The sequence below is a fragment of the Streptomyces sp. NBC_01214 genome (assembly GCF_026340975.1).
GTDB lineage: Bacteria > Actinomycetota > Actinomycetes > Streptomycetales > Streptomycetaceae > Streptomyces.
Genome location: NZ_JAPEOS010000002.1, coordinates 2,098,229 through 2,121,871, shown reverse-complemented (window position 1 = coordinate 2,121,871; position 23,643 = coordinate 2,098,229). Strand labels below are relative to the sequence as shown.

At 71.4% G+C, this 23,643-nt stretch carries 16 protein-coding genes; 12 read left to right on the top strand and 4 right to left on the bottom strand.

Features of this window, described 5'->3' with window-relative positions:
* Positions 1-2: 2 nt before the first annotated feature.
* The 4 genes from OG594_RS34310 to OG594_RS34295 all read left to right on the top strand — a co-directional run bounded on the left by OG594_RS34310 (position 3) and on the right by OG594_RS34295 (position 5,114).
* Complete coding sequence (locus OG594_RS34310; protein ID WP_266606276.1) at positions 3-836, top strand: TIM barrel protein; 834 nt, start codon at positions 3-5, stop codon at positions 834-836.
* 75 nt (positions 837-911) lie between these two features.
* On the top strand, positions 912-1,811 hold the full coding sequence (locus tag OG594_RS34305; RefSeq protein ID WP_266606275.1) for a 2-hydroxy-3-oxopropionate reductase: 900 nt from the start codon (positions 912-914) through the stop codon (positions 1,809-1,811).
* Between the two features lie 217 nt (positions 1,812-2,028).
* Positions 2,029-3,486 carry a catalase gene (locus OG594_RS34300; RefSeq protein WP_266606274.1) on the top strand — a complete coding sequence of 486 codons (1,458 nt, stop codon included), beginning with the start codon at positions 2,029-2,031 and terminating at the stop codon, positions 3,484-3,486.
* Positions 3,487-3,980: 494 nt separating this feature from the next.
* Complete coding sequence (locus OG594_RS34295; RefSeq protein WP_266606273.1) at positions 3,981-5,114, top strand: SAM-dependent methyltransferase; 1,134 nt, start codon at positions 3,981-3,983, stop codon at positions 5,112-5,114.
* A gap of 142 nt (positions 5,115-5,256) precedes the next feature.
* Here the strand turns inward: OG594_RS34295 and gcl are convergent, their stop codons facing one another.
* Positions 5,257-7,044: a glyoxylate carboligase gene (gene gcl, locus OG594_RS34290; RefSeq protein WP_266606272.1), complete on the bottom strand. Its 1,788-nt coding sequence runs from the start codon at positions 7,042-7,044 to the stop codon at positions 5,257-5,259.
* A gap of 285 nt (positions 7,045-7,329) precedes the next feature.
* Here gcl and OG594_RS34285 point away from each other — a divergent pair, with 285 nt between their 5' ends.
* Positions 7,330-8,121 carry a hypothetical protein gene (locus tag OG594_RS34285; RefSeq protein ID WP_266606271.1) on the top strand — a complete coding sequence of 264 codons (792 nt, stop codon included), beginning with the start codon at positions 7,330-7,332 and terminating at the stop codon, positions 8,119-8,121.
* An 88-nt stretch (positions 8,122-8,209) separates the two neighbouring features.
* Entirely contained in the window at positions 8,210-8,698 is a 489-nt protein-coding gene (locus OG594_RS34280; RefSeq protein WP_266606270.1) for a glutathione peroxidase, read from the top strand.
* 86 nt (positions 8,699-8,784) lie between these two features.
* Here the strand turns inward: OG594_RS34280 and OG594_RS34275 are convergent, their stop codons facing one another.
* Both OG594_RS34275 and OG594_RS34270 read right to left on the bottom strand, forming a co-directional pair.
* A complete protein-coding gene (locus OG594_RS34275) occupies positions 8,785-10,485 on the bottom strand; it encodes an AMP-binding protein (protein WP_323185376.1) in 1,701 nt (566 codons plus the stop codon).
* An 88-nt stretch (positions 10,486-10,573) separates the two neighbouring features.
* Positions 10,574-11,713: a winged helix DNA-binding domain-containing protein gene (locus OG594_RS34270; protein ID WP_266606267.1), complete on the bottom strand. Its 1,140-nt coding sequence runs from the start codon at positions 11,711-11,713 to the stop codon at positions 10,574-10,576.
* Between the two features lie 343 nt (positions 11,714-12,056).
* Here OG594_RS34270 and OG594_RS34265 point away from each other — a divergent pair, with 343 nt between their 5' ends.
* Positions 12,057-13,253: an erythromycin esterase family protein gene (locus tag OG594_RS34265; protein ID WP_323185375.1), complete on the top strand. Its 1,197-nt coding sequence runs from the start codon at positions 12,057-12,059 to the stop codon at positions 13,251-13,253.
* Between the two features lie 337 nt (positions 13,254-13,590).
* Here OG594_RS34265 and OG594_RS34260 read toward each other — a convergent pair whose 3' ends face one another.
* Positions 13,591-13,722, bottom strand: coding sequence for a polyprenyl synthetase family protein (locus OG594_RS34260; protein ID WP_266606265.1), 132 nt, complete (start codon positions 13,720-13,722; stop codon positions 13,591-13,593).
* A 190-nt stretch (positions 13,723-13,912) separates the two neighbouring features.
* Between OG594_RS34260 and OG594_RS34255 the strand changes: the two genes are divergently transcribed.
* The 5 genes from OG594_RS34255 to OG594_RS34235 all read left to right on the top strand — a co-directional run bounded on the left by OG594_RS34255 (position 13,913) and on the right by OG594_RS34235 (position 23,482).
* A complete protein-coding gene (locus tag OG594_RS34255) occupies positions 13,913-14,593 on the top strand; it encodes a hypothetical protein (protein WP_266606264.1) in 681 nt (226 codons plus the stop codon).
* Positions 14,594-15,007: 414 nt separating this feature from the next.
* Complete coding sequence (locus tag OG594_RS34250; protein ID WP_266606263.1) at positions 15,008-16,672, top strand: TIGR02677 family protein; 1,665 nt, start codon at positions 15,008-15,010, stop codon at positions 16,670-16,672.
* Positions 16,669-17,994 carry a TIGR02678 family protein gene (locus tag OG594_RS34245; protein WP_266606262.1) on the top strand — a complete coding sequence of 442 codons (1,326 nt, stop codon included), beginning with the start codon at positions 16,669-16,671 and terminating at the stop codon, positions 17,992-17,994. The genes OG594_RS34250 and OG594_RS34245 overlap by 4 nt, the downstream gene beginning before the upstream one ends.
* On the top strand, positions 17,991-22,223 hold the full coding sequence (locus OG594_RS34240) for a TIGR02680 family protein (protein WP_266606261.1): 4,233 nt from the start codon (positions 17,991-17,993) through the stop codon (positions 22,221-22,223). The genes OG594_RS34245 and OG594_RS34240 overlap by 4 nt, the downstream gene beginning before the upstream one ends.
* Positions 22,220-23,482, top strand: a complete 1,263-nt coding sequence (locus OG594_RS34235; RefSeq protein WP_266606260.1) for a TIGR02679 family protein — start codon at positions 22,220-22,222, stop codon at positions 23,480-23,482. Before OG594_RS34240 ends, OG594_RS34235 begins: the two co-directional genes overlap by 4 nt.
* Positions 23,483-23,643: the final 161 nt, after the last annotated feature.

Genomic DNA, 23,643 nt, shown 5'->3' with positions numbered 1-23,643 from the left:
TCATGGGATACACGGACCAGCGCTTCGATGTGAACCTGTCGATCCTCTTCACGGAACTCCCGCTCCTGGAGCGCCCCGCGGCCGCCGCCGCGGCGGGCTTCACGGCGGTCGAGCTGTGGTGGCCCTGGATCGAGACCCCCACCCCGGCACCGGAGGAGCTCGACGCCCTCAAGAAGGCTCTTGAGGACGCCGGCACCCAGCTCGTGGGACTGAACTTCTACGCCGGCCAGCTGCCGGGCCCGGACCGCGGTGCGGTCTCGGTGCCCGGTGCGGAGTCGGAGCGCTTCAACGCCAACATCAACGTGGCCGCGGACTTCGCGGCATCGGTCGGCTGCAAGGCGCTGAACGCCCTCTACGGCAACCGCGTCGAAGGCGTGGAGCCGTCCGTTCAGGACGAGCTCGCCCTGGAGAACCTGGTCGTGGCGGCTCGGGCCGCGGACCGCGTCGGCGCGATCCTCCTGATCGAGACCCTCAACAAGCCCGAGTCGCCGCTCTACCCCCTGGTGAGCGCGCCGGCCGGCATCGAGGTCGTGGACAAGGTGAACGAGGCCACCGGCCTCGGCAACGCCAAGTTCCTGCTCGACCTGTACCACCTGGCGATGAACGACGAGGACCTCTGCGAGGTCATCGAAAAGTACGCCGCCAAGACCGGGCACGTCCAGATCGCGGACAAGCCGGGACGCGGTGCCCCCGGCACCGGCGAGCTGCCCCTCGAGGAGCTGCTCGACCAGCTGAAGAAGGCCGGATACGAGGGCTACGTAGGCCTGGAGTACAAGGCCGCCGACGCTGCCGCTTCCTTCGCATGGCTGCCGGCCGAGGCCCGCGCCGCGCAGTAGGCGGACAAAGTCCGGGCGATCAGCCAGGCACCTCACGCACTTTTCGTACGAAGCATGAAGAGAAGGACCCTCACCATGAGCAACCCCACTGCGCTCCCGTCGATCGCCTGGATCGGGCTCGGCATCATGGGCTCCCCCATGGCCGAGAACCTCCTGAAGGCCGGCTACTCGGTCACCGGCTTCACCCTGGAGCAGGACAAGCTGGACCGCCTCGCCGCCGCCGGCGGCACCGCGGCCGGCTCGATCGCCGAGGCCGTGGCGGACGCCGACGTCATCATCACGATGGTTCCCGCCTCCCCGCAGGTCGAGGCCATCTCCTACGGTGAGAACGGCATCCTGGAGAACGCGAAGTCCGGCGCACTGATCATCGACATGTCGTCGATCACCCCGCAGACTTCGATCGACTTGGCATCGAACGCTGCCGCCAAGGGCATCCGCGTCATCGACGCCCCGGTGTCCGGCGGCGAGGCCGGCGCCATCGAGGCCGTCCTGTCGATCATGGTGGGTGGCGAGCAGGCCGACTTCGACGAGGCCCTGCCCGTCCTCGAGGCCCTCGGCAAGGTCATCGTCCTGTGCGGTCCGCACGGCTCCGGCCAGACCGTGAAGGCCGCCAACCAGCTCATCGTCGCGGTGAACATCCAGGCGTGCGCCGAGGCCGTCGTCTTCCTCGAGAAGTCCGGCGTGAACCTCCAGGCCGCCCTGGACGTACTCAACGGTGGTCTGGCCGGCTCCACGGTCCTGACCCGCAAGAAGGACAACTTCCTGAACCGCGACTTCAAGCCCGGCTTCCGGATCGACCTGCACCACAAGGACATGGGGATCGTCACCGACGCCGCCCGCAACGTCGGTGCGGCCCTGCCCGTCGGCGCGGTCGTCGCCCAGCTGGTCGCCTCGCTGCGCGCCCAGGGCGACGGCGGCCTGGACCACTCGGCCCTGCTCCGTGCCGTCGAGCGCCTCTCCGGCGCTCAGATCTGAGCACTCCCCCTCTCCCTCCTATAGGGGACCTGAGTTTCCGGATGGCGCCGGCGCTGACACCTGTCCTGTCGCGCCCAAGCGCCGGCGCCGTCCGGATCACCACTCACCCTTCAACTTCGTTCAACAAACTGTTGACGTTTAGTTCGTGCCGAATTTAGGCTGTTCCGCATGACGGAAGACGCTTTCCGTCAGCAGTTACCCCGTACGGAAGGTCACCATGTCGAAGCGCACGCTGACGACCGAGTCCGGCGCCCCGGTCGCCGACAATCAGAACTCCGCCACCGCCGGCGTCGGTGGCCCGCTCCTGGTCCAGGACCAGCAGCTCCTGGAGAAGCTCGCCCGCTTCAACCGTGAGCGCATCCCGGAGCGCGTGGTGCACGCCCGCGGCTCGGCCGCGTACGGCTACTTCGAGGTGACCGACGACGTCACCGCCTACACCAGCGCCGCGTTCCTGAACACGGTGGGCAAGAAGACCGAGACCTTCCTGCGGTTCTCCACCGTCGCCGACTCCCTCGGCGGCGCGGACGCCGTCCGCGACCCGCGCGGCTTCGCGCTCAAGTTCTACACCGAAGAGGGCAACTACGACCTCGTCGGCAACAACACCCCGGTGTTCTTCATCAAGGACCCGATCAAGTTCCCCGACTTCATCCACTCCCAGAAGCGCGACCCCTTCACGGGCAAGCAGGAGCCGGACAACGTCTGGGACTTCTGGGCGCACGCCCCCGAGGCCACGCACCAGATCACCTGGCTCATGGGCGACCGCGGCATCCCGGCGTCGTACCGTCATATGAACGGCTACGGCTCCCACACCTACCAGTGGACGAACGAGCAGGGCGAGGCCTTCTTCGTCAAGTACCACTTCAAGACGAACCAGGGCATCCGCAGCCTCTCGGGCGAGCAGGCCGCCGAACTCGTCGGCAAGGACGCGAACTCGCACCAGACCGACCTGCTGCAGGCCATCGAGCGCGGTGTGAACCCCTCGTGGACCCTGTACGTGCAGATCATGCCGGCCGCCGAGGCCGCGGACTACCGCTTCAACCCGTTCGACCTCACCAAGGTGTGGCCGCACGCCGACTACCCGCTGCAGCGCGTGGGCCGCCTGGTCCTCGACCGCAACCCGGACAACGTCTTCGCCGAGGTCGAGCAGTCCGCCTTCTCCCCGAACAACTTCGTCCCGGGCATCACCGCCTCGCCGGACAAGATGCTCCAGGGCCGTCTCTTCGCGTACGCCGACGCCCAGCGCTACCGCCTCGGCGTGAACCACACCCTGCTGCCGGTCAACGCCCCGAAGGCGACGAAGGCCGACAACTACGGCCGCGACGGCGTCATGGCGCTGCGCAACGGCTCGCGCCACGACAAGAACTACGAGCCCAACTCGTACCAGGGTCCGGCCGAGACCGGTCTGGCGCTGGGCGCCCCGAAGGCCGTCTCCGGCTACACGGGCACCCACGAGGCCCCGGCCCACACCAAGGACGACGACTTCTTCCAGGCCGGTGAGCTCTACCGCCTGATGTCGGAGGCCGAGAAGCAGCGTCTGGTGGCGAACATCGCCGGCGGCCTGTCGCAGGTCACCCTCGAGGACGTCATCGAGAAGAACCTGGCTCACTTCCACGCCGCCGACGCCGACTACGGCAAGCGCGTCGAGGAGGCCGTCCGCGCCCTGCGCGACGCCTGAGCCCCCCCAGTTGTACCGGGGGCCTGACGGGAGGTCAGGCCCCGGGTGCTCAGCCCGACCCGTGGACCCGGATGAGGGGTGGTACGCGGTGAGGGCAGGACGAGGACCGTGGCGAGCGAGCGAGCCAGTGCGGTGGTAATGGGTTCCGAGGCCCGTCTCTTGACCTGAGGGAGACGGCGCCGGAGTTCTCGTCGCCCGCCCGCCACGGTCCCAGCCCATCCTCTTCGTACAGGGGCTACGCACAGAGCCCCCTGCACGCGGAGGTACCCACCTCCCCACACACTCCGCCCGGCGGTGCGAACGTCCTGTCGCGCCAGCCTCGCACCGTCGGGCGGTAACACACCAGAGCGCCGAGTCACGGACGGTCCCGTGACTCGGCGCTTTGCCGTTCCCGCACTGCCGGTTGGCCCTGTCGGTGGAGGAACTCAGGGCCTGGGCGGAGGGCGACGCCCGGACGGCCTCGTACGGCGGTCGGCCCCTGGTTGAATGGCCGGATGGATCTCCAAGCGTTCCGCACCCTACTGACGGACGAGGGCAGGAGCCTGCTGGCGGCCCTACAGGAGGCCGACGCGGGCGGGGAAATGGAGGCCGCGGCGGCGGCCGCCCTGCGGCAGGGCCGTCCCGCCGCGTTGGTGGCGGCGGCCGAGGAACAGGTGCGGTTGCGGGGGCTGGCCGCCGCGAAGTTCGGGGAGTTCGCCCCGCGGATCTTCCTCACCCCCGACCTCGTCGAGCTCTCCTCCCACCTGGCCGTGTCCGACTACAAGCTGGACCGCGTCCTGGCCGCGATGGGCGTGGTGCTGATCGACGCGATGTGCCTGGGCAGCAGCGCCGACGGCCTCGTACTCAGCTGGTCGCACCACACGACGGCCGTCGACGCCGATCCGCTGACCGTGGAGATCGCCGCGGCCAACGCGCCGGTGGTGAACACCGGGTTGTTCTTCCCCGAGTGCGAGGACCCCGCCCGGTTCGACAGCCAGGGCGAGGCCGTCTTCATCGACCTGGTGCGGCGTCCCGGGCCGGACGGGGGTCACGACCCCGAATCGTACGGTCCGCCGCTCTCCTGGGCGCTGGAACGGGTGCGCACGACCGGTACCGGCTGGATCCGGCTCGTACCCGACCTCCCGCCCGGGGCCCTGCCGGGTCTCGGCCGGGCCGACGAGGCCGAGTGGATCTCCTACGCCGGTGTCGTCCAGGAGCTGGTCCTGTGGTTCGGCCTGCACTTTGAGCCCGCACCGGTCACCGCGCGCAAGGCCACCGTGCTGCCCGCCCGCGCCTCGCTCACCGCGCGCGGTCTGCCCGAGCCGTCCGTGCGGCCCCCGGGCCGCTACGTGTACGTGCCGGACCCGGCCGTGGTCCACGCCGGCCTGGTCGCCGAGGTCGCCGAGGACATCGCCGGCGGGCCCCTCGACGGCGGCGGCACCCTCCTCACCTCCGACGAGCTGCGGCACACGCCGTTCGCGACGGCGTACGAGGTCATCAGGGTGCCGCCGCACGCGCCGGTGCCGGAGGAGTCGGAGGAGTTGGTGGAGTCGGTGGAGTTCGTCGTCGCCCGGGCGGACGGCCCCATGACGCTGAGCACCGTTCCCGTCCCCGTGCCCGTACCCGCCCCGTTCCCGCAGGCGCCCTGAGGGCCCCGCAGGGCGCTCGCGGAACGCCGGAAACCGTGCCCCGCGCTCCGTTCCCCGCGCTCCGTTCCCCGTACGGACGACGCGAACGGCCCCCGCCCCTCCGGGAGGAGGGACGGGGGCCGCCGGGTGGTGCGGGGGTGGATCAGACCTGCAGGGCCTTGATCGCGGTCGGGGCGTGGCCCGGCTCCGTCGCGAGCTCTTCGAACTCGGTGACGTCGCTCATGTCGACCGTCTTGCTCATCGCGATGTTGGTGATGCGCTCCAGGATGGCCTCGACGACGACCGGGACCTGGAACTCCTGGGCGAGCTTCTTGGCCTCCTCGAAGGCCTCGCCCAGCTTGTCCGGGTCGGTGACGCGGATGGCCTTGACGCCCAGGCCCTCGGCGACCTTGACGTGGTCGACGCCGTAGACGCCCAGCTCGGGGGTGTTGACGTTCTCGAACTCGAGGTTGACCTCGAAGTTGATGCCCAGGCCGCCCTGCGCCTGACGGATCAGACCCAGGTAGGCGTTGTTCACGAGGACGTGGACGTAGGGGACCTTGTGCTGGGCGGCGACCGCCAGCTCCTCGATCATGAACTGGAAGTCGTAGTCGCCGGACAGCGCGACGATCGGGGTCTGCGGCTCCGCGGTGGCGGCACCGATGGCGGCCGGGATGGTCCAGCCGAGCGGGCCGGCCTGGCCGCAGTTGATCCAGTTGCGCGGGCGGTAGACGTGCAGGAACTGCGCCGCCGCGATCTGGGAGAGGCCGATGGTGGTGACGTAGCGGGTCTCGGGACCGAACGCCTTGTTCATCTCCTCGTAGACGCGCTGCGGCTTCAGGGGGATGTTGTCGAAGTGCGTACGGCGCTGCAGGGTCGCCTTGCGGTCCTGCGCCGACGCGGCCCAGGCGGAGAAGTCCGGCAGCTTGCCCTCGGCCTTGAGCTCCTTGGCGATCTCGATGAAGAGCTCCAGCGCGGCCTTGGCGTCGGAGGCGATGCCGAAGTCCGGGGCGAAGATCTTGCCGAGCTGCGTGGGCTCGATGTCGACGTGGACGAACGTGCGGCCCTTGGTGTAGGCGTCCAGGTTGTAGCCGGTGTGACGGTTGGCCCAGCGGTTGCCGATGCCGAAGACGAAGTCCGACTCCAGGAACGTCGCGTTGCCGTAGCGGTGCGCGGTCTGGACGCCGACCATGCCGGCGGCCAGCTCGTGGTCGTCCGGGATGGTGCCCCAGCCCATCAGGGTGGAGATGACGGGGACGTTCACCAGCTCGGCGAACTCGACCAGCAGGTCGGACGCGTCGGCGTTGATGATGCCGCCGCCGGCGACGATCAGCGGGCGCTCCGACTCCAGCAGGAACTGCAGGGCCTTGGCGGCCTGTGCGCGGGTGGCCCGCGGCTTGTAGACCGGCAGCGGCGCGTAGGTGGCCGGGTCGAACTCGATCTCGGTCAGCTGGACGTCGATCGGGAGGTCGATGAGGACCGGGCCCGGACGGCCGGAGCGCATCAGGTGGAAGGCCTCCTGGAACACGCCGGGGACCTGCGCGGCCTCCAGGACGGTCGTGGCCTTCTTGGTGACCGGCTTCGCGATCGAGGCGATGTCGACGGCCTGGAAGTCCTCCTTGTGGAGCTTGGAGACCGGGGCCTGACCGGTGATGCACAGGATCGGGATCGAGTCCGCGATGGCCGAGTACAGGCCGGTGATCATGTCGGTACCGGCCGGACCCGACGTGCCGATGCAGACACCGATGTTGCCCGCCTTGGCGCGGGTGTAGCCCTCGGCCATGTGCGACGCGCCCTCGACGTGCCGGGCCAGCGTGTGCGCGATGCCGCCCACGTTCTTGAGCTCTCGGTAGAACGGGTTGATCGCAGCACCGGGGACACCGAACGCTTGTTCGACACCCTCGAGCTTGAGGATCTCCACTGCAGCGGCGGCGGCTGTCATACGAGGCATCGAGTTCTCCTGCGGGTCTGGCGGTCAGGCTTTTCCGTAATCCGGAAGTTTTGTTCTGCTATACGGAACAAGCTAAGCGGCGACTCCTGCGGCGTCAAGGCGGTGGGGGACCCCGGAAGCCACCAAAAGCCGCATCTCGGTCGGCGACTTGTACAAATCACTGATGCGCCGGCGGGAATCCCCCGGAAAAGGCGCGCGACCTCCCCCCGGCGGTCGCCGGTGGTGGAGCATGGACCTACGCACAGCGACGGAGGGGGTCCAGGTCTCATGGCGGAAGCGGTACCAATGCGCTGCCCGGCGTGCCTGCGCGAGAACGGCTACACCGCCCCGGTCTTCCCCTGCGCCTGCGGAAGTCCGGTCCATCCCCCGCTGGACCTGGCGGCGCCGCCGGTTCCACTGACCCATCGGACCTGGTCGGACACCTGGGTGACGGTGCGCTGCACGACGTGCGGGCGGGAGAGCGAGTGGCCGCATCCCGAGCTGGGCTGCGGCTCGTGCGGGACGGTGGTGCTCATTGCGGTCCACCCGCCGGAGGAGACGGGGACCCGGGCGGATCCGGCGGGCGCGCCCACGGCGGCCGCCCGGCCGGATTCGGGCGGGCCTGCCAACGGGCCCGCCGACGGAGTCACGGGCGGAGCCACGGGCCGGCGCCCGGCGCACATCCCGCCGCCGCCGGCCCCACCGGTGCCGCGGCCCGCGTTCCGGCCGGTGACCATCCGTACGGCCCGCGACGCGGTGGCCACGGCCGCGCTGTACCTGCGCTGGCTCGGCTTCCGCGACGTACGGCAGCCCGACGGGCGCCCGATCCCGGCGGCGACCGTGGACCTACGGGCTCCGGGCCTGGTCGCCCAGGTGGACCCGACCACGGCGCCGGCCGGGCTGCGGGCGGTGGAGTGCATCTGGCTGAACGGGCTCACGGCGTCCGCGACCAGCGTCTACTTCGCGCTCGCGGGATACACGGAGGAGGCCCGGGCCCGCGCGGACGATCTCGGGATACCGCTCTTCGTCATGGACCTGACGGGCATGCCACAGCCGGTCAACGATCCGGCGGACGCGCTGGTCGGCCCGGACGCGTAGGCCCTCCGGGAACGGGTGGACCCGGCAGGATCGAGGAGCTACCCCCTAAGCTCGTAGGCATTGCCTACTGCCTGCCCAGGAGAGCCCGATGAGCCTGTACGACATCCCGCTGACCACGCTGTCCGACGAGCCCACCAGCCTCGCCGCCCACAAGGGCAAGGCGATCCTCCTCGTGAACACCGCCTCGCAGTGCGGGCTCACCCCTCAGTACTCGGGACTGGCCCGCCTGCAGTTCGCGTACGAGGAGAAGGGCTTCACGGTCATCGGCGTGCCCTGCAACCAGTTCGGCGAGCAGGAGCCCGGCAACGCCGAGGACATCCAGACCTTCTGCGCCACCGGCTTCGGCGTCACCTTCCCGATCCTGGAGAAGTCCGAGGTCAACGGCGAGAACCGGCACCCCCTCTACACGGAGCTGGTGAAGACCCCGGACGCGGACGGCGAGGCCGGGGACGTCCAGTGGAACTTCGAGAAGTTCCTGATCTCCCCGGCCGGCGAGGTCGTGGCGCGCTTCCGCCCGCGCACCGAGCCCGAGGCCCCCGAGGTCATCGCCGCGATCGAGGCGCACCTGCCCGCGTAGCACGCGCGCGCCCTGCCTGGGTACTCCCGTACGGGCTGCTGCGCGACCGCAGCAGCCCGTACGCGCTCCGCTCGCTCCGGGTCGGCTCAGTCCAGGTCCGCCTCGTCGTACTCCCCCGCCGACCCGGCCGCAGTGAGCTCCCGCAGCTCCACCCGGCGGATCTTGCCGGACACGGTCTTGGGGAGCTCGGCGAACTCGATGCGGCGGATCCGCTTGTACGGGGACAGCACCGCGCGGGAGTGCTCGAACAGCACCCGGGCCGTCTCCGGCCCGGGCTCCCAGCCGCCCGCGAGGGTGACGTACGCCTTCGGGACCGCCAGCCGCAGCGCGTCCGGGGCCGGAACGACGGCGGCCTCGGCCACCGCCTCGTGCTCCAGCAGGGCGCTCTCCAGCTCGAACGGGCTGATCTTGTAGTCCGAGGCCTTGAACACGTCGTCGGAACGCCCGACGTAGGTGAGGTACCCGTCGGCGTCGCGCGCGGCGATGTCGCCGGTGCGGTAGAGCCCGTCCGCCATGGCCTCGGCCGTGCGCTGCGGATCGTCGCGGTAGCCGGTCGTCACCCCGGCCGGCCGGGTGCGCAGGTCCACGCAGAGCTCGCCCTCGTCGGGGGACTCCTTGCCGGTGACCGGGTCCAGCAGGACGATCTCGTAGCCGGGTGCCGGCCGGCCCATGGAACCGGGCTTGACGGGCACCCCGGGGAAGTTCCCGACCTGGAGCGTGGTCTCGGTCTGGCCGAAGCCGTCGCGGATCGTGACGCCCCAGGCGGCGCGGACCCGCTCGATGACCTCCGGGTTGAGCGGCTCCCCGGCGGCGACGGCCTCGCGCGGGGGCCGGGCCAGCTTGGTGAGGTCGGACTGGATCAGCATCCGCCACACGGTGGGCGGGGCGCAGAAGGTGGTCACGCCGTGCCGGTCCATCTCGGCCATCAGTCGCTCGGCGTCGAAGCGGGTGTAGTTGTGGACGAAGACGGTCGCACCGGCGTTCCACGGGGCGAAGAGGTTGGACCAGGCGTGCTTGGCCCAGCCGGGCGAGGCGATGTTGAGGTGCACGTCGCCGGGGCGCAGCCCGAGCCAGTACATGGTGGAGAGGTGCCCGATGGGGTACGAGGCGTGCGTGTGCTCGACGAGCTTGGGGCGGTCGGTGGTGCCGGAGGTGAAGTAGAGCATGAGCGGGTCGGTGGCGAGGGTCTCGCCGTCCGGCGTGAAGTCGCCCTTGGCGGCCGCCATGTCCGCCAACCTCACCCAGCCGTCGGGGACCTGCTCCCCGACGGCGATCCGGGTGTAGCCGCCCGGCACCTCGTCGAACTTCGCCGTGTCCAGGGCGCGCGCGATGACGTGGCGCACCTGGCCGCGTTCGACCCGGTCGCGCAGGTCGGCCGGGCCGAGCAGCGGGGTGGCCGGGATGACGACGGCGCGCAGCTTCATCGCGCCGAGCATCACTTCCCACAGCTCGCGCTGGTTGCCGAGCATGACCAGGATCCGGTCGCCGGGCGCGACGCCCTGTTCGCGGAGCCAGTTGGCGACGGCGCCCGACCGTACGGCGAGTTCCGCGAAGGTGAGGCCCCGGCTGGTGCCGTCCTCCTCGACGATGCGCAGGGCGTCGGCGTCGTTCCCGGCGGCGATGTGGTCGAACCAGTCCAGGGCCCAGTTGAAGCGGTGGGGGCGGGGCCAGGTGAATCCGGCGTGGGCGGCCGCGTAGTCGCCGCGGCGTTCCAGTAGGAAGTCCCGGGCGGCCAGGAAACGGGCGGTGGCGTCGTCCTGCGTGCTCTCGGTCGTCATGACGGGCATCGTGCCGCCTTCGCCGTACGGACCACCAGTGCGGCGTCAGCCGTGAGTTGACCGCCCGGGACGGCCCGGGGCCGACCGGGGGCCCGTGTCAGGGGTTGATCGCCCCGAACCGTACGGCCGCACCACCGCCCCCGTCGGCGCGCCCTCCCGCCGTCCCGTCCGCCGTCCCTTCCGTCATCCCTTCCACCATCAGCTCCCCTTCGGCGACGATCTCCTCCTTCGCCCCCTTCCGGACCGGACCGAACAGCTCGACGGTGAGCACCTGCCCTTCCAGCTTCCACAGGCCGGCGAGGAAGCCGTCCACGAGCAGGGTGCAGTGGGCCTGGTTCCCGGTCCACGTGCGCCCCTTGATCTCGGGGGCGACCACGCGGGCGCGGTCGGCGTGCGACAGCAGGAGGTTGTCGAACTCCGGGAGGAAGCGGGGCGGGGCCGGGACGTCCGCGTCGGGGCGGGGGGCGTCCGGGAGGTCGAAGAGCTCCACGCCGTTCTCGTCCTGGAAGACGAGGAGGCCCGGGCGCAGCCGCTCGAACGCCTCGCGCAGCCGGGTCAGTCCCGCCCAGGTCTGCATGTCCTTGACGGAGGCGGGCCCGAAGGCCGCGAGGTAGCGCAGCACGACCTCGTCCACGGGCTGCGCCGAACCGGAGGGCTTGCCGAGCCAGGTCTCGACGGTGGTCAGCCGGACCTGGCCGCTGCGCCCCCACACCCCACGGGGGGTGACCTGGACCAGCGGCAACCGGCAGCGGGCGGCGACGGACAGGGACTGCGGGTCGGCTTCGGGCCATTCCTCGAGCAGTTCCTCGCGGATCTCGCCCATGGTGCGGGGCTCGCTCTCGACGAAGGCGCGGGCGCGCTGCGCGAGCCGGTCCAGATCCACCCCCGCCAGCCCCTTGCGGAAGTAGGTGACCTCGCGGTCGCGGGCGGGCTGGACGAGGGGCCTCAGGGTCAGGGCGTCGTGGGCGGTGTGCGTGTGGATCGTCGACCGCATGGTGACCATCCGGACGACCTCGCGGGACTCCATGAGCCCGGCCAGCTCGGCGGGCCGGAAGCCGGCGAGCCGGGCGTGCAGCTGGAAGTAGGGCGGCTTCACGTTCTGCGCCTGGAGCCCGAGCAGGTGCGCGACGGCGTCCCCCGCGGACATCTCGGCACGGCTCAGCAGCAGTTGGCGGGCGAGCGTGGCACGGTTCAGAGCGCGGGTGCCGAGTACGGGGTGTGTCGTCCTGGAAGCCATGACAGCAAACTAGTCCCCCTTGCGGACAGCTTCCGTCCGCAACCCCGGCCCCACCCCCGAAGCGGACCGGAACCCCTGCCCGACCCCGGGTAGCGAGGGGCGCGGCCGGGTCGGGCCGCCCGGGAACATCACCGCACGGCTGACCGAATACGGTCGGACGGGGGCAAATGAAGTTGTCGGCGACGTCGCGGGCGTGTATTCCGATCATGGCCGACCGGACGCCGTACGGACCTCCAGGAGATCCTCTCGCGGCCTGCCGGGAGGCGACGAACCGACCCATGAACGGAGAGGCAACACGGTGCCCAACGACATGGTCCGATGGCTGAAGGAACACGCCCACCCCTTGAGCACCCTGACTCCCGGCGCGCCCGTGGAGGACCTGAAACCCCTGGGCGAGGCGCTGCGGGGGACGCGGATCGTCGGTTTGGGCGAATCCACCCACGGCACGAGCGAGTTCTTCCGGCTGAAGCACCGCATCGTGGAGTTCCTGGTCCGCGAGGAGGGGTTCACCACCTTCGCCATGGAGGCCAGCCAGTCCGCCGCGCGTGCGCTCGACGCGTACGTCCGCTACGGCACGGGCACCCCCGAACGGCTCGTCGCCCGGCTGGGCTTCTGGACCTTGCGCACCCGCGAGATGGTCGACCTCGTCGAGTGGCTGCGCGCCCACAACCGCGACTTGCCCGAAGAGCGCCGGACCCGCTTCGTGGGAACGGACCCCCAACTCTGCGCCGACTCGGTCGAGGCCGTCGCCGCCTTCCTGCGCCGGACGGCGCCCGATCAGGCCGGGCGCGTCCGCGCCGTGGACGTACTGGCCCGGGCCCGCCCGGGCTCGCTTCCGGACCCGGACAAGGCCCTGATGCGGCGCGCCGAGGAGATCGCCCGCCTCGTCGCGGACCGCGTCGAGCGGTCGGGTCCCGGCGACGGCGCCGACGAGGCCCTGGAACACGCGCGGATCCTGGTCCGCGCCGCCGACCTGGTGACCCGCCCCTTCGTCGCCCCGGCCGGCGAGGACGGCGTGTACGCCGCGCGTGACCGCTACATGGCCGAGGCCGTCGCACGGCTCGTGGACGACGACCCCGGGGCGCGCGTCATCGTCTGGGCGCACAACGGGCACATCGCGAAGGGCACGTACGGGGAACAGGTGCCGGCCCTCGGTAGCGGACTCCGCGAACGGTACGGCGACGCCTACTACGCGCTGGCCCTCCTGTTCGGCAAGGGTTCCTTCCTGGCCCGCCGGGGCAACGACCTTCAGGGCCCGCCGGCGCGCCACCGCATCGGCGCCGGCTTCCGCTCCGTGGAGGCGTGGCTCGCGGACGCCGTGCCCGGCGACTACTACGCGGACCTCCGCGCCGCGGTTTCACCCGCCGGAGCCGCGCCCTGGCTACACGCCCCGCACGCACAGCGCAGCTTCGGCGCCAACGTCCAACGGTTCTCCTACCGCTTCAACACGGCCCCGCTCGTCCCGGCCGCGGACTACGACGGCATCGCGTTCGTGGCCCGCTCGACCTGCTCCCACCTGCTGCCCCCGACAGAGGACTGAGGCTCGGTTCACCGTCGGGGGGCGATGGTGCGGGAGGCCCCGCATCAGCCGGCCTGGGCGGCCACGAAATCACAGAGTGCGTTGAGCGCCTGGAGCGCCGGGCGGGACGGGAGGTCCAGCAGGGCCGCTCGGGCCCGTTCCAAGGCTGGCCACGCCTGCGGTGATGTCCTTGATCGTCCGCCACCTGGAAGGCGAAGCCCAGTTGTTCGGCGTACTCCTCCAACGCCCGTGCCACCTGCTCGGGGCGCCCGCCTGCTGGGCTCCGATCCGCAGCGACATGGAAAGCAGGGCCGCGGTCTTGCCGGATATGACCCGGAGGCAGTGGCCGATGGGGTCCTCACCCGCACCGGGGGTCGGCGGCGAGCCGGGCGGCCTCGGCCAGGAGGAGATCGCCCACCTGCACCGCGAGCCGCTCGCCCCAGCGGGCGTTCACACTCGGTACGCCGTGCCGGGCGACGGCGGCGTCCATGACGTACCGCCTGAACCATGGCCACTGGCCCGGCCGGCCGATCGGCGCCACCACTGCTTGGCAGGAAGATGCCATCGGCTGGTCGCGGCGGGGTGACATGTCATCTTCCTGCCAGGCACGGAAAGATCAACTACACGGAATCCCCACCCTGTTACGTTCCCCAGCGAACTCACCGAGAGGGAACGGGACCTTGCACAAGAACAGAATGCTCTTCGCGGCCGCCGCCGCGGCCATGGCCGTGCTGGCCGGAACCGTAGCGCCGGCGGCCGCTTCCGGGACCGGGACCGGGACCGGGCAGCAGGGCACCACCTGCACCGACGTCAAGCTGCCGGGCACCCTGCCCGTACCGCCGCCCGGGATGTCCGCACAGCAGGACGTGAGCATCGGCGCGGACTGTGCTCCCGTCCTGGGGCAGGTGCGGTTCGTCCCCGTCGTACCTGCGGACCGGGCCCGTTCCCTCGCGGTGGCGGGCGCCGACGCGCCCACGGGGCGCCAGGTGCGCAGCTGGTCGGAGATGTACGACTGCTGCAAGATCCGCATGACGGCCCTCTACACGACGTCCACCTGGGACACCGTCAACGGTCAGGTCACCAACCCCGTGACCGAAGTGAGCCACGCGGCCAACCGCGAGCCGTGGAACGCAGGATGGTCACTGACGACGTCTCACAAGAGCGAGCAGGAATCCGGTGCCGTCGTGACGGCCCACGCGGAATTCGGCTACCGCGGAATCTTCGACATCAGCGGGAACTGGTATGCGAACACGCACGACACGACCGTGCGGCTGAACGGCGACGGGACCGCCTCCTGCACCTTCGACATCACGCTGCGGCACACCTTCATCGGATGGAACTCGGTCCGCGGCTGCTCTTGAGCGGACCTGCCCTTCCCCGGGGCAGCCCGAGGTCGCGCGTTTCCCCGGTGCCTGCACGGGGGAAACGCGCGGCCCCTGCTGTTACTTGACCGCGGACCCGGTGGCCATCGCCGGTTCTCTCTGCTCGTCAGCACTGCCGAGCTCGGCACCGGGGTGCACTACGGCGCCCGGGCCACCAGGCCTTCGCGCCGAGCATCGTGGTCACCGTCGGCACGAGGAGCAGGGCCATGACGAACTCCGACGAGGTCAAGGCCGAAGGTACGGCCTCGCCGCGGAGGGCTGCGTGACCTGCTCACCCCGTTCGATACGGATCGCCGAGCGCCTGGTGGACGACATCTTCAACGCGCCCGGCGGCGGAGGGAAGATCGTCGAATTCCACGCAAGGGGCCCGTATCACTGCGTAACCTCGACGGCATGGGGGCACCTGCACAGCAGTCATTACCGGAAACCCAACGTGACGACACGTGGCAACGGCTGAACGCCTACGCGTACCTCAGTGCGCCGGAGCGGCTGGAGTACGTCGCCGTGATGCGGGTCTTCTGCAGCACGCTCCTCGCCGACCTCGCCGTGCCGGACGTACTGGCGAAGCTGGCGGAGTCCGGTGGGCCGACGGTCGCGCTGGACGCCGAGACGCTCACCGCCCGGCTGGAACGGCTGGTGCACTGGGGCGCCCTGCTGCGGAGCAGTCACTCGGTGAAGGCGTCGAGCATCACCGAGTACCAACGGTCCCGGTCCCGCTACCAGTTGTCGAAGCTGGGCGAGCGGATCCAGCGGGACGCCGACGAGGTCCTCGCCGGGGCGGACGCAGCACGCGAAGTCAGCAGTGAGCTGCTGGCGCTGGTCGAGCGGGGACTGCGCGAACTGAACGACGCGGTCCAACGGCCCGGAGGGGCGGAGCCGCAGGACGCGCTGGAACGCGTCAGCACGCTGTTCGTCCAGTTCACCGAGTTCGCCGACTCCGTGCGGGACTTCTACGCCTACCTCGGGCAGGTGCTGGCGCGCTACGACCTGGACAGCGCCGAGTACCAGGGCTTCAAGGAACTGCTGCTCGACTACGTCGAGGCGATCAGGGAGGACGTGGCCTTCCGCGCTCCCCGCATCGCATCGGTGCTCGAGCTGCTGTGGCCGCACCTCCCCGGCCTCCTGGAGCGCCTCGACGCCCACGCCCGCGGTCTGTCGGGGGTTCCGGGCACCGGCGGCCAGCCCGAGGTCCGGGTACAGCGCAGTCGGGGCCGGGAGAAGGCCGACTGGGAGGGGCTGCGCGGCTGGTTCACCGACGTCGACGGGCAGGCCAGCCAGGTCGATCAGCTCCGTGACGCGACCATGCGCGCGCTGCAGTCCTTGCTGACCAACGCCAAGCGGATGCTGCGCTCGGCCTCGGGGGAGCTGTCGCGGCGCAAGGACCTCCTGCGGCTCGCCCGATGGTTCGACGAGGCGGCTCCGGAGGACGCGCACGACATCGCGGTCGCTGCCTTCGGCCTCTACGGCGCCCGCCACCTGGGGGTCCCGCCGGCCTCTGACGAGGCGGTTCCCGCCTACACCAGTTGGTGGAACGGCCCGGTGGTCGAGGTTCCGGTGGCGCTGCGCGAGCGGGGCAGTCGCGCGCAGCGGGGCCGGGCATCGGCCATGGAGGACCACTCGGCGCAGAAGCGGCACCTCCAGGAAGCCGCCCGCGCACAGGCCGAGTCCAGAAGGGCGGCCGCGGACGAACTGCGCAGCGCGGCCGGTCGCTTCGCCGACGTACGCCTCAGCTCCGCCGCCCTCGGGCTGCTGCTGGAACTGCTGGCGACCGCACTGGGGAACGCCCGGCTGCGGCGCACGGGACCGGGAGCGGAGGCGGGGGCGGGGGCGGGAGACCTGGACGGGGCGGCGCCGGAGTTCGGCCTGGAGTCCGCGCAGAGCGCGGACGCCGAGCTCGGGATCCAACTCACCGTACGTCGCTCCTCGGGTGCGGGGACGGTGCTGCACTCCGCCGACGGGGACCTCGTACTGGACGACTTGGAGCTGGAGATCGGACGCGCGGCCGAGGCCACACTCGGAGCCGAAGCCGAAGCCGAAGCCGAGGTGAGCGTGTCGTGACGCTCCCCTCGGCACACGACGTGGCTCTGGCCACCGAACGCCGCGCCGCCGGGCGGCTGCTCCTCGCCCACCCCCTGGTGACGTCGGTCGGCCCCCACGCGGACCTGTTCCCCCTGATCCGACGGCACGCCGACTGGCTGGGCAAACGGTTCCAGCAGGTGCTCGGCTACCGGCTCCTGGTCGACACCTCCTACGCCCGGCTGTTCAAGGCCGGGTTGGGCGCCGGCGCAGGGCACCGGCTGGAGCGGTCCACCGGTGCCGCCTTCACTCCGCGCACCTATTCCTGTCTCGCGCTCGCGCTCTCCGTGCTGGTGACGGCCCCGGAGCAGATGCTGCTTTCCCAGCTGGTCGCTGACATCAGGGCCGCAGCGGCCGACGCGGGCATCGAGCTGGAGGAGACGGGCCGGGCCGTGGAGAAGCGGACCCTGATCGCCGCCCTACGCCAGTTGATCGACTGGGGGGTCCTGACGGAAACCCACGGCAGTGTGGGCTCGCTCGTGCAGGACGAAGGCGGCGAGGCCCTGATCACGGTGGACCGCGAGGTCGCCCGGATCATCGTTGCCGGTCCGCTCGCGCAGAGCCTGGACGGGGCGGACCTGGTGAGGCGGGCTGCCGACCCCGGGTTCGGCGGTCCCCGCACCTACGTGCGCCGGATACTCGTGGAAACGCCCGTCGTGTACCTGGACGAGCTGACCGATGCCGAGCGGGACTGGCTGCGGACCAGACAACGCCGCGAGTCCCAGGCGTTCTCCGAGCTCCTGGGACTCGAGGCCGAGATCCGCGGCGAGGGCGTGGCGCTGGTGGACCCCGAGGAGGAGCTCACGGACGTGCACCTGCCCGGCACCGGAACCGTCGCCCAGGCCTCGCTCCTCCTGGTGGAGCGCCTCGTGGAACGACTGCGGCCTGCCGAGCCGGGACACCCGGCAACAGGAGGGCGACTCGTCATCGGGGTCGCCGTTGCGGACGGCCTGGTGGACGAGCTGCTGGCCGAGCTCATCACCGAGTACGGGCAGCGCGGCACCTGGCAGCGCGACTACCTGGAGGACCCCGCCTCGCTGCGGAAGGCGGTTTTGGACCTGCTGAGCCGGATGCGGATGGTGGCTCCCGCCGGCCCGCTCCGCTCCACGGGTCAGGGGCTGCCCGAGGGGTACGCGGACACGGTCCCGGAGGGCCGCTCCGTCACCGACGTGCTGGGCGCCCGCGCCGCCGACACCCACTGGGTTCTCCTCGCCGCGGCTGCGCGCTACGCCACCCACGTCACCGAACGCCGGCCCGCCGGAGCGACACCCGGCATCGACATACAGCAGGAGCTGCCGCTATGACCCCGGGCGCGAACGGCCCCATCCCGCTTCAGCGGTCCGCCACTGCGGCCGGCACGCGCTTTCGCCTGCACCGCGCGGCCATCCTCAACGTCTGGCAGTACGACGAGCAGGAATTCGACTTCGGCGACGGACGGTTGCTGCTGCGCGGCAAGAACGGCGCCGGCAAGTCGAAGGCCCTGGAGATGTTGCTCCCGTACCTGCTGGACGGCGACTCGCGCGCGCTGGACGCCACGGGTACGGGCCGAACGAGCCTGGTCTGGCTGATGCTGGACGGCTTCGAGCAGACGAACCGCCTCGGATACCTGTGGGTCGAGTTCCACATGAGGACGGACGACGGTGATGACCGGTACCTCACCCTCGGAGCGGCCATCCGGGCTTCGAAGTCGACGAAGAAGGCCGTGCCGGTCTTCTTCGTCACCCCGCTGCGGGTCGGCGAGGACTTCCACCTGGTCGAGGCGGGCAGGCCCTTGCCGGTCGACCGCCTCAAGGAGGTCGTCGGCGCGGAGAACGTCACGGACCGTTCCGTCCAGCACCGCGCGCGGGTCGCCCGCGAGCTGTTCGGCATCACCGATGCAACGAGGTACCGCAACCTCACACAGCTCCTCCACCGGCTGCGCCGTCCCACCGTCGGGGACCGGATCGAGTCCGGCGGGCTCGCCTCCCTCCTGAGCGAGACTCTGCCGGGCCTCGACGACGACGTGGTGGAGAAGGTGGCGCGCAACCTCCACGACCTCGACGCCGTCCGGGAGGAGCTCGGCCGCTTGGAGCGTACCGACCGGGCCCTTCGCACCTTCCTGGGCGACTACCGCGGCTATCTGTCCGGAGTGCTGCTCAGGACCGCGCAGCAGGTCGACGGGGAACTGGACGCCCTGGGTCAGCGACGCCTACAGGCCGGAGAGGCTGCGAAGAAGACGGGCGCCCTGAAGGAACACGAAGCCGAGGCCGCCGCACGGCTGCACGCGCTGCGCGAGGAGGAGCAGGCCGCCCGGACCGAACTCGACGCCCTGCGTGCGAGCAGCGCGTACCGCAGTTTGGAAGAGCTGTCCGAACGCCGGACCACGGTCGGCGCCCTGGGCACGGCGGCCGGCACGTCCTTCGCCGCGCTCACCACGGCGCACGACGCGGAAGAGGGCGCGGCAGACCGCCTGGCCGAGGGCATCGCACATCTGGGCGAACGCCTCGGCGAACTGGCTACGGATCACCGCGAGCTCGTGGTGCAGGCCGAGCGGGCAGGACTCCCCACCGGGCACCTCGGCGAGGCCGTCGGCCAACCCCGAACGGACGTGGCCGGAGCTTCCACGGCGGAACTCACGGGACCTGACGCGGACGTCCACGTCGTGCGCCACCAACGGGTGGTCGCCGTGGACGCCGCGGCAACGGAATCCGCGCTGCGGTCCTGGCAAGGACAGCTGGAGGACGCCGGCACGGTGGTGAAGCACCGGACCCGCAGGGTCCAAGAGGTGGTCGGCCTGGTGGCACGGGCGGCGGAGGCACGGGAGCGGGCGGCTGCTGCGGATGCCGAACACGAACGGCTCGAAGGGGAGGCGGAGGATGCCGCGGGCCGCCTCGAGGGCCATCGGGAAAAGGTGGCCGAGGAGAGCGGGGGCTACGTCCGTCAGGTGGAGGCCTGGCTGGAGCACGTCCGGGCCGTGGCCGGCGCGGACTGCCCTCCGTTGGACCCCGTCCGAGCGACCCTCGCCCGGGAGACCTCGGTGCAGGCCCCCTTCGCGGAGCGCGTGCTGCCGCCCGACATCGACGGGCAGGCGAAGCGGACCGCCCTGACGGTGCTGGAGCCGTACGGTGTGCGACTGACCCGACAGCGCGACGCCCTCGCGCTGCGCGTCGCCCGGCTCACCGAGGAACGCGACCTCCTGACCGCGGAGCAGGAGGAGTGGGAGCGGCGGACCGATCCGCAGCCGCCGGTCCCCCACCACCGCTCCGCCGAACGCGGTCCGGGGACCGGAGCGCCCTTCTACCGGCTGGTGGACTTCGCCGACGAGCTGTCCCCGACCGACCGGGCAGGTCTGGAGGCAGCGCTCGAAGCGAGCGGGGTCCTGGACGCCTGGGTGACTGCGGACGGAACGCTCCTCGATCCCCTGACGCGAGACGTTCTGCTCCAGCCCGCGACCGTACTGCCGGACGGTTCGACGCTGGCCGCCGCGCTGCGCCCCGCCGCCCCACCGGACGGCGGCATCGCCCCCGAACGGGTCCAGCACCTCCTGTCCGCCATCGCCCTCGCCCCGGCCCGGGAAGCCGTCGCCACCAGCTCGGTGCACTACGACGGCAGCTGGCGCCTCGGTCCCCTCCGCGGCCACCATGCCAAGGCCGGTGCCGAATACGTGGGCGCCGCCGTACGCGCCGAGACACGACGCCGAAAGATCGCCGAACTGGAAGTCCGGCGGGCGGAAACGGAGGAGTTGCTGTCCGACCACCGCGGACGACTCGACGGGCTCGACGCCCTCCGCCGGAACCTGGCGTCGGCCGAACGCGACTTCCCCCGGCCGCAGTCCCTCACCCGCGCCTGGCACGAGCTCGACTCCGGGGAGAAGGACCTGCGGACCGTGACCGCCAAGGCGACGAAGGCGGCCCGCCTGGCCGAGGAGGCGCGCACCCTGGCCGTGGCCGCCCGGAGCGAAGCGGAGGCGACCGCGACGGCCCACGACCTCCCCACCGATGCCGGCGCCCTGGGAGGCGTACGGATCGCCCTCGCCACCCTGCTCGGCGGCATCGGAGGCATGTGCCGGGCCATCCGGGGCGTCGCCGACGGGCTGGACCGGCACCGGGCCGATCACACCAGGTACGCACGGGCCCACCGCGACCGCCTGGAGGCAGCGGAAGGCTACGGCCTGCGACTCGGTGAACTGCGCAGGGCCCAGCAGGACCTGCGCACCCGCGAGGAAGCCATCGGCTCCTCCGAGGAGGAGGTCCTCGCCCGCGAAGAGGAAGCCAAGCAGCGCGTCTCCGCCGCCGCCCGGGCACTGCCGGGAGCCCAACGGGGGCACGAAGAGCTCCGCGACCAGAGGGTCCGCGCGGAAGAGGAGGAGAAGCGGAGCAGCGAACTGCTGCGGGACCAACAGACGGCCGTCATCACCGCGGGAAGCGCCCTGCGCGGTGCGGTCGGTCGTCCGGAGGTGATCCGTGGCGCCGGGCTGGACCGTTCTTCCCTGCCCGCACTGCTGTTGGACGACCCCGGCGCGAACGTCCGTGACCGCATCCGGTCCCTGCGCGAGCTGGCCGATGCGGTACGGGGCGGCCTCGCCCCTTCGAGGAAGGAGGTCTCGGACAGCACGCTCCTCAACGGGCACACGGCGCTGCGCGACCAGTTGGCCGGCGGGTACGACGCGCAGCTCGAGGAACTCACCGGGATCAAGGTCTGCCGCCTGGTCGATGACCACGGTCCGCACGACGTCGCCGTCGTCGGAGAACGCATTGCTGCTCGGGCCGCCGAAGCGCGCGGTCGACTCACCGAGCGTGAGAGCGAGGTGTTCCAACGCTTCCTCACCGGCGAACTCGGTGACCACCTCTCGACGCAGGTCGTCACCGCCGCCAACCTCGTCTCGGCGCTGAACGACACCCTCAAGACCGTACGGACCTCACACGGGCTCGGCGTGGAGCTGCAGTGGAAGCTGGACGAGGACGTCGACGCCGACGTGCGGGCGGCCGTCGAACTGTTGCGCAGTCCGTCGATCCTGCGCACCCGTGAGCAGGGCGAGCAGCTGCGCGAGGTGCTACAGCGCCGGATCGAGGAAGCCCGCCGGACCGATCCGTCCGCCGGGTACGCCGCCCACCTGCGCACCGCGCTGGACTACCGCGACTGGTTCCGCTTCTACACCTTCGTGGTCGAGGACGCCGTCCCCGGCCGCAAGCGCAAGCTCACCGGACGCACCGGCCTCAGCCAGGGCGAACAGCGCGTGCTGTCCTACCTCGTGCTCTTCGCCGCGGCCGCGGCCCACTTCACCACCCTCGGTGAGTCAGCGCCGCACGCTCCCCGGCTGATCCTCCTCGACGACGCCTTCGCCAAGGTCGACGAACCCACCCACGGCCGGCTCGGCCGCATCCTCGTCGACCTCGACCTCGACTTCGTACTCACCAGCGAGAGGCTCATGGGCAATTGGCCCGAGGTGCCCTCCCTGCACATCTACGAGTGCCTCCGCGACCCGCACGCACGCGGGGTCGCCACCTTGCACTACACGTGGAACGGTCGGCATCGACGCCTGGTGTCCGTATGAGCCGGCTCCCCGCCGCGACGCGCGACTGGCTGGCCGGGCCCGGCCTCGTCCGGCTCTGGGAATCGGCGCGCAAGCGCCTGGAGGGCAACGGCCTCCGGGCCACCGGTTCGGTGCGGCTGTCCGGACTGGCGGTACAGGAGAGGAACGACCTGTCGCTGTTGCTCGGCAAGCCGGTCACGGGGGCCGTCGCGGCGGTGCGGCTCGACTCGCTCGACACCCGGCTGCGTTCCTCGGCAGCCGGCCTCGGTCTCAAGGACGTGCTCCAGGAACTCGGACCGCCGCTCACCGATCGCCGCGCCGTCCGGACGCAGGCCCTGGCGCAGCGCGATCAGGTGTGGTCCTCGCTCGCCTCGTCCCTGGAGGGTTGCCGACTCGGCGACGAGGACTGGGCCTGGCGGTGGTACGACGGACTGCGCCGCGCGGGCGTACCCCGCGGTGTTCCCCCCGCAACGGCGGTCCGCACCCTCCAGCAGGCGGTCCAGGTCCTCGTCCTGCTCTTCGGTCCCGAGCGGGCCGATGCGTGGGGCCGGGGCGACCTCGCCGCCGAAGCCACCGGATCCGCCCACGGCCTGGACGACGGGACCTGGCTGGCGCGCCTCGTCCAACGGGGCATCGCCCTCGCCCACGACATCGAGCTCCCCGACGACGCGGCCGGACGCCGTGCCGTGTGGCGGCTCGCCTCCGTCACACCGGACGAGGTCTCCAGCACGGTGCTCGCCTACGGCTTGCGCCCCGACGGCGGAAGCTGGCGGGAACGCGCCCTGTACGAACGGGCGGTGCACCACGTGGAGACCCACCTCACCCTGCGCGACGTGCACGCCCTGCGGCTCTCGCTGCCGGCCGGCACGCTCATCCGCATCTGTGAGAACCCGCGCGTGGTGGAGGCCGCGGCCGACGCCGCCTGCGCACGACCCCTCGTGTGCACCTCGGGGAGTGCCGCGACCGTGGTCCTCACCCTCCTCGACGCCCTCGCCGCCACCGGCTGCCGCTTCGCCTACCACGGGGACTTCGACTGGCCGGGCATCGCCCTGGCCAACCGCGTGGTCCACCGCTACGGCGCGGAGCCGTGGCGGATGGGCGCCGCGGACTACGAGCAGCTCGCCGCGCGCACCCGGGCCCGCAACGTCCCGCAGCACCCGCTCACCGGCGCACCGACCACCGCGGACTGGGATCCGGGCCTCGCCCCCGCCATGACCGCGCTCGGCATGGCCCTCCACGAGGAGGCCACGCTCGACCTGCTCGTGGCGGACTTGGCCTGAGCCCTGCCGGACGCGTCACTCGCCGAGCTCCCGACCCCGTACCTTCGGCAGCGCGAAGACCAGGACCAGGCAGCCCGCGCACAGGACGGCCTGGAGCACCCGGCTCGATTGGCTCGAATCGCTCGGTCGGGCGGCGGGGAGACGGGCCCGCCCGTTCCTGG

What these genes read in the sequence shown, in the direction of transcription:
- OG594_RS34310 (WP_266606276.1), top strand. Translation starts at nt 3, where the DNA reads ATGGGATACACGGACCAGCGCTTCGATGTGAACCTGTCGATCCTCTTC.
- OG594_RS34305 (WP_266606275.1), top strand. Translation starts at nt 912, where the DNA reads ATGAGCAACCCCACTGCGCTCCCGTCGATCGCCTGGATCGGGCTCGGC.
- OG594_RS34300 (WP_266606274.1), top strand. Translation starts at nt 2,029, where the DNA reads ATGTCGAAGCGCACGCTGACGACCGAGTCCGGCGCCCCGGTCGCCGAC.
- OG594_RS34295 (WP_266606273.1), top strand. Translation starts at nt 3,981, where the DNA reads ATGGATCTCCAAGCGTTCCGCACCCTACTGACGGACGAGGGCAGGAGC.
- gcl (WP_266606272.1), bottom strand. Translation starts at nt 7,044, where the DNA reads ATGCCTCGTATGACAGCCGCCGCCGCTGCAGTGGAGATCCTCAAGCTC.
- OG594_RS34285 (WP_266606271.1), top strand. Translation starts at nt 7,330, where the DNA reads ATGCGCTGCCCGGCGTGCCTGCGCGAGAACGGCTACACCGCCCCGGTC.
- OG594_RS34280 (WP_266606270.1), top strand. Translation starts at nt 8,210, where the DNA reads ATGAGCCTGTACGACATCCCGCTGACCACGCTGTCCGACGAGCCCACC.
- OG594_RS34275 (WP_323185376.1), bottom strand. Translation starts at nt 10,485, where the DNA reads ATGCCCGTCATGACGACCGAGAGCACGCAGGACGACGCCACCGCCCGT.
- OG594_RS34270 (WP_266606267.1), bottom strand. Translation starts at nt 11,713, where the DNA reads ATGGCTTCCAGGACGACACACCCCGTACTCGGCACCCGCGCTCTGAAC.
- OG594_RS34260 (WP_266606265.1), bottom strand. Translation starts at nt 13,722, where the DNA reads ATGGACGCCGCCGTCGCCCGGCACGGCGTACCGAGTGTGAACGCCCGC.
- OG594_RS34250 (WP_266606263.1), top strand. Translation starts at nt 15,008, where the DNA reads ATGGGGGCACCTGCACAGCAGTCATTACCGGAAACCCAACGTGACGAC.
- OG594_RS34240 (WP_266606261.1), top strand. Translation starts at nt 17,991, where the DNA reads ATGACCCCGGGCGCGAACGGCCCCATCCCGCTTCAGCGGTCCGCCACT.
- OG594_RS34235 (WP_266606260.1), top strand. Translation starts at nt 22,220, where the DNA reads ATGAGCCGGCTCCCCGCCGCGACGCGCGACTGGCTGGCCGGGCCCGGC.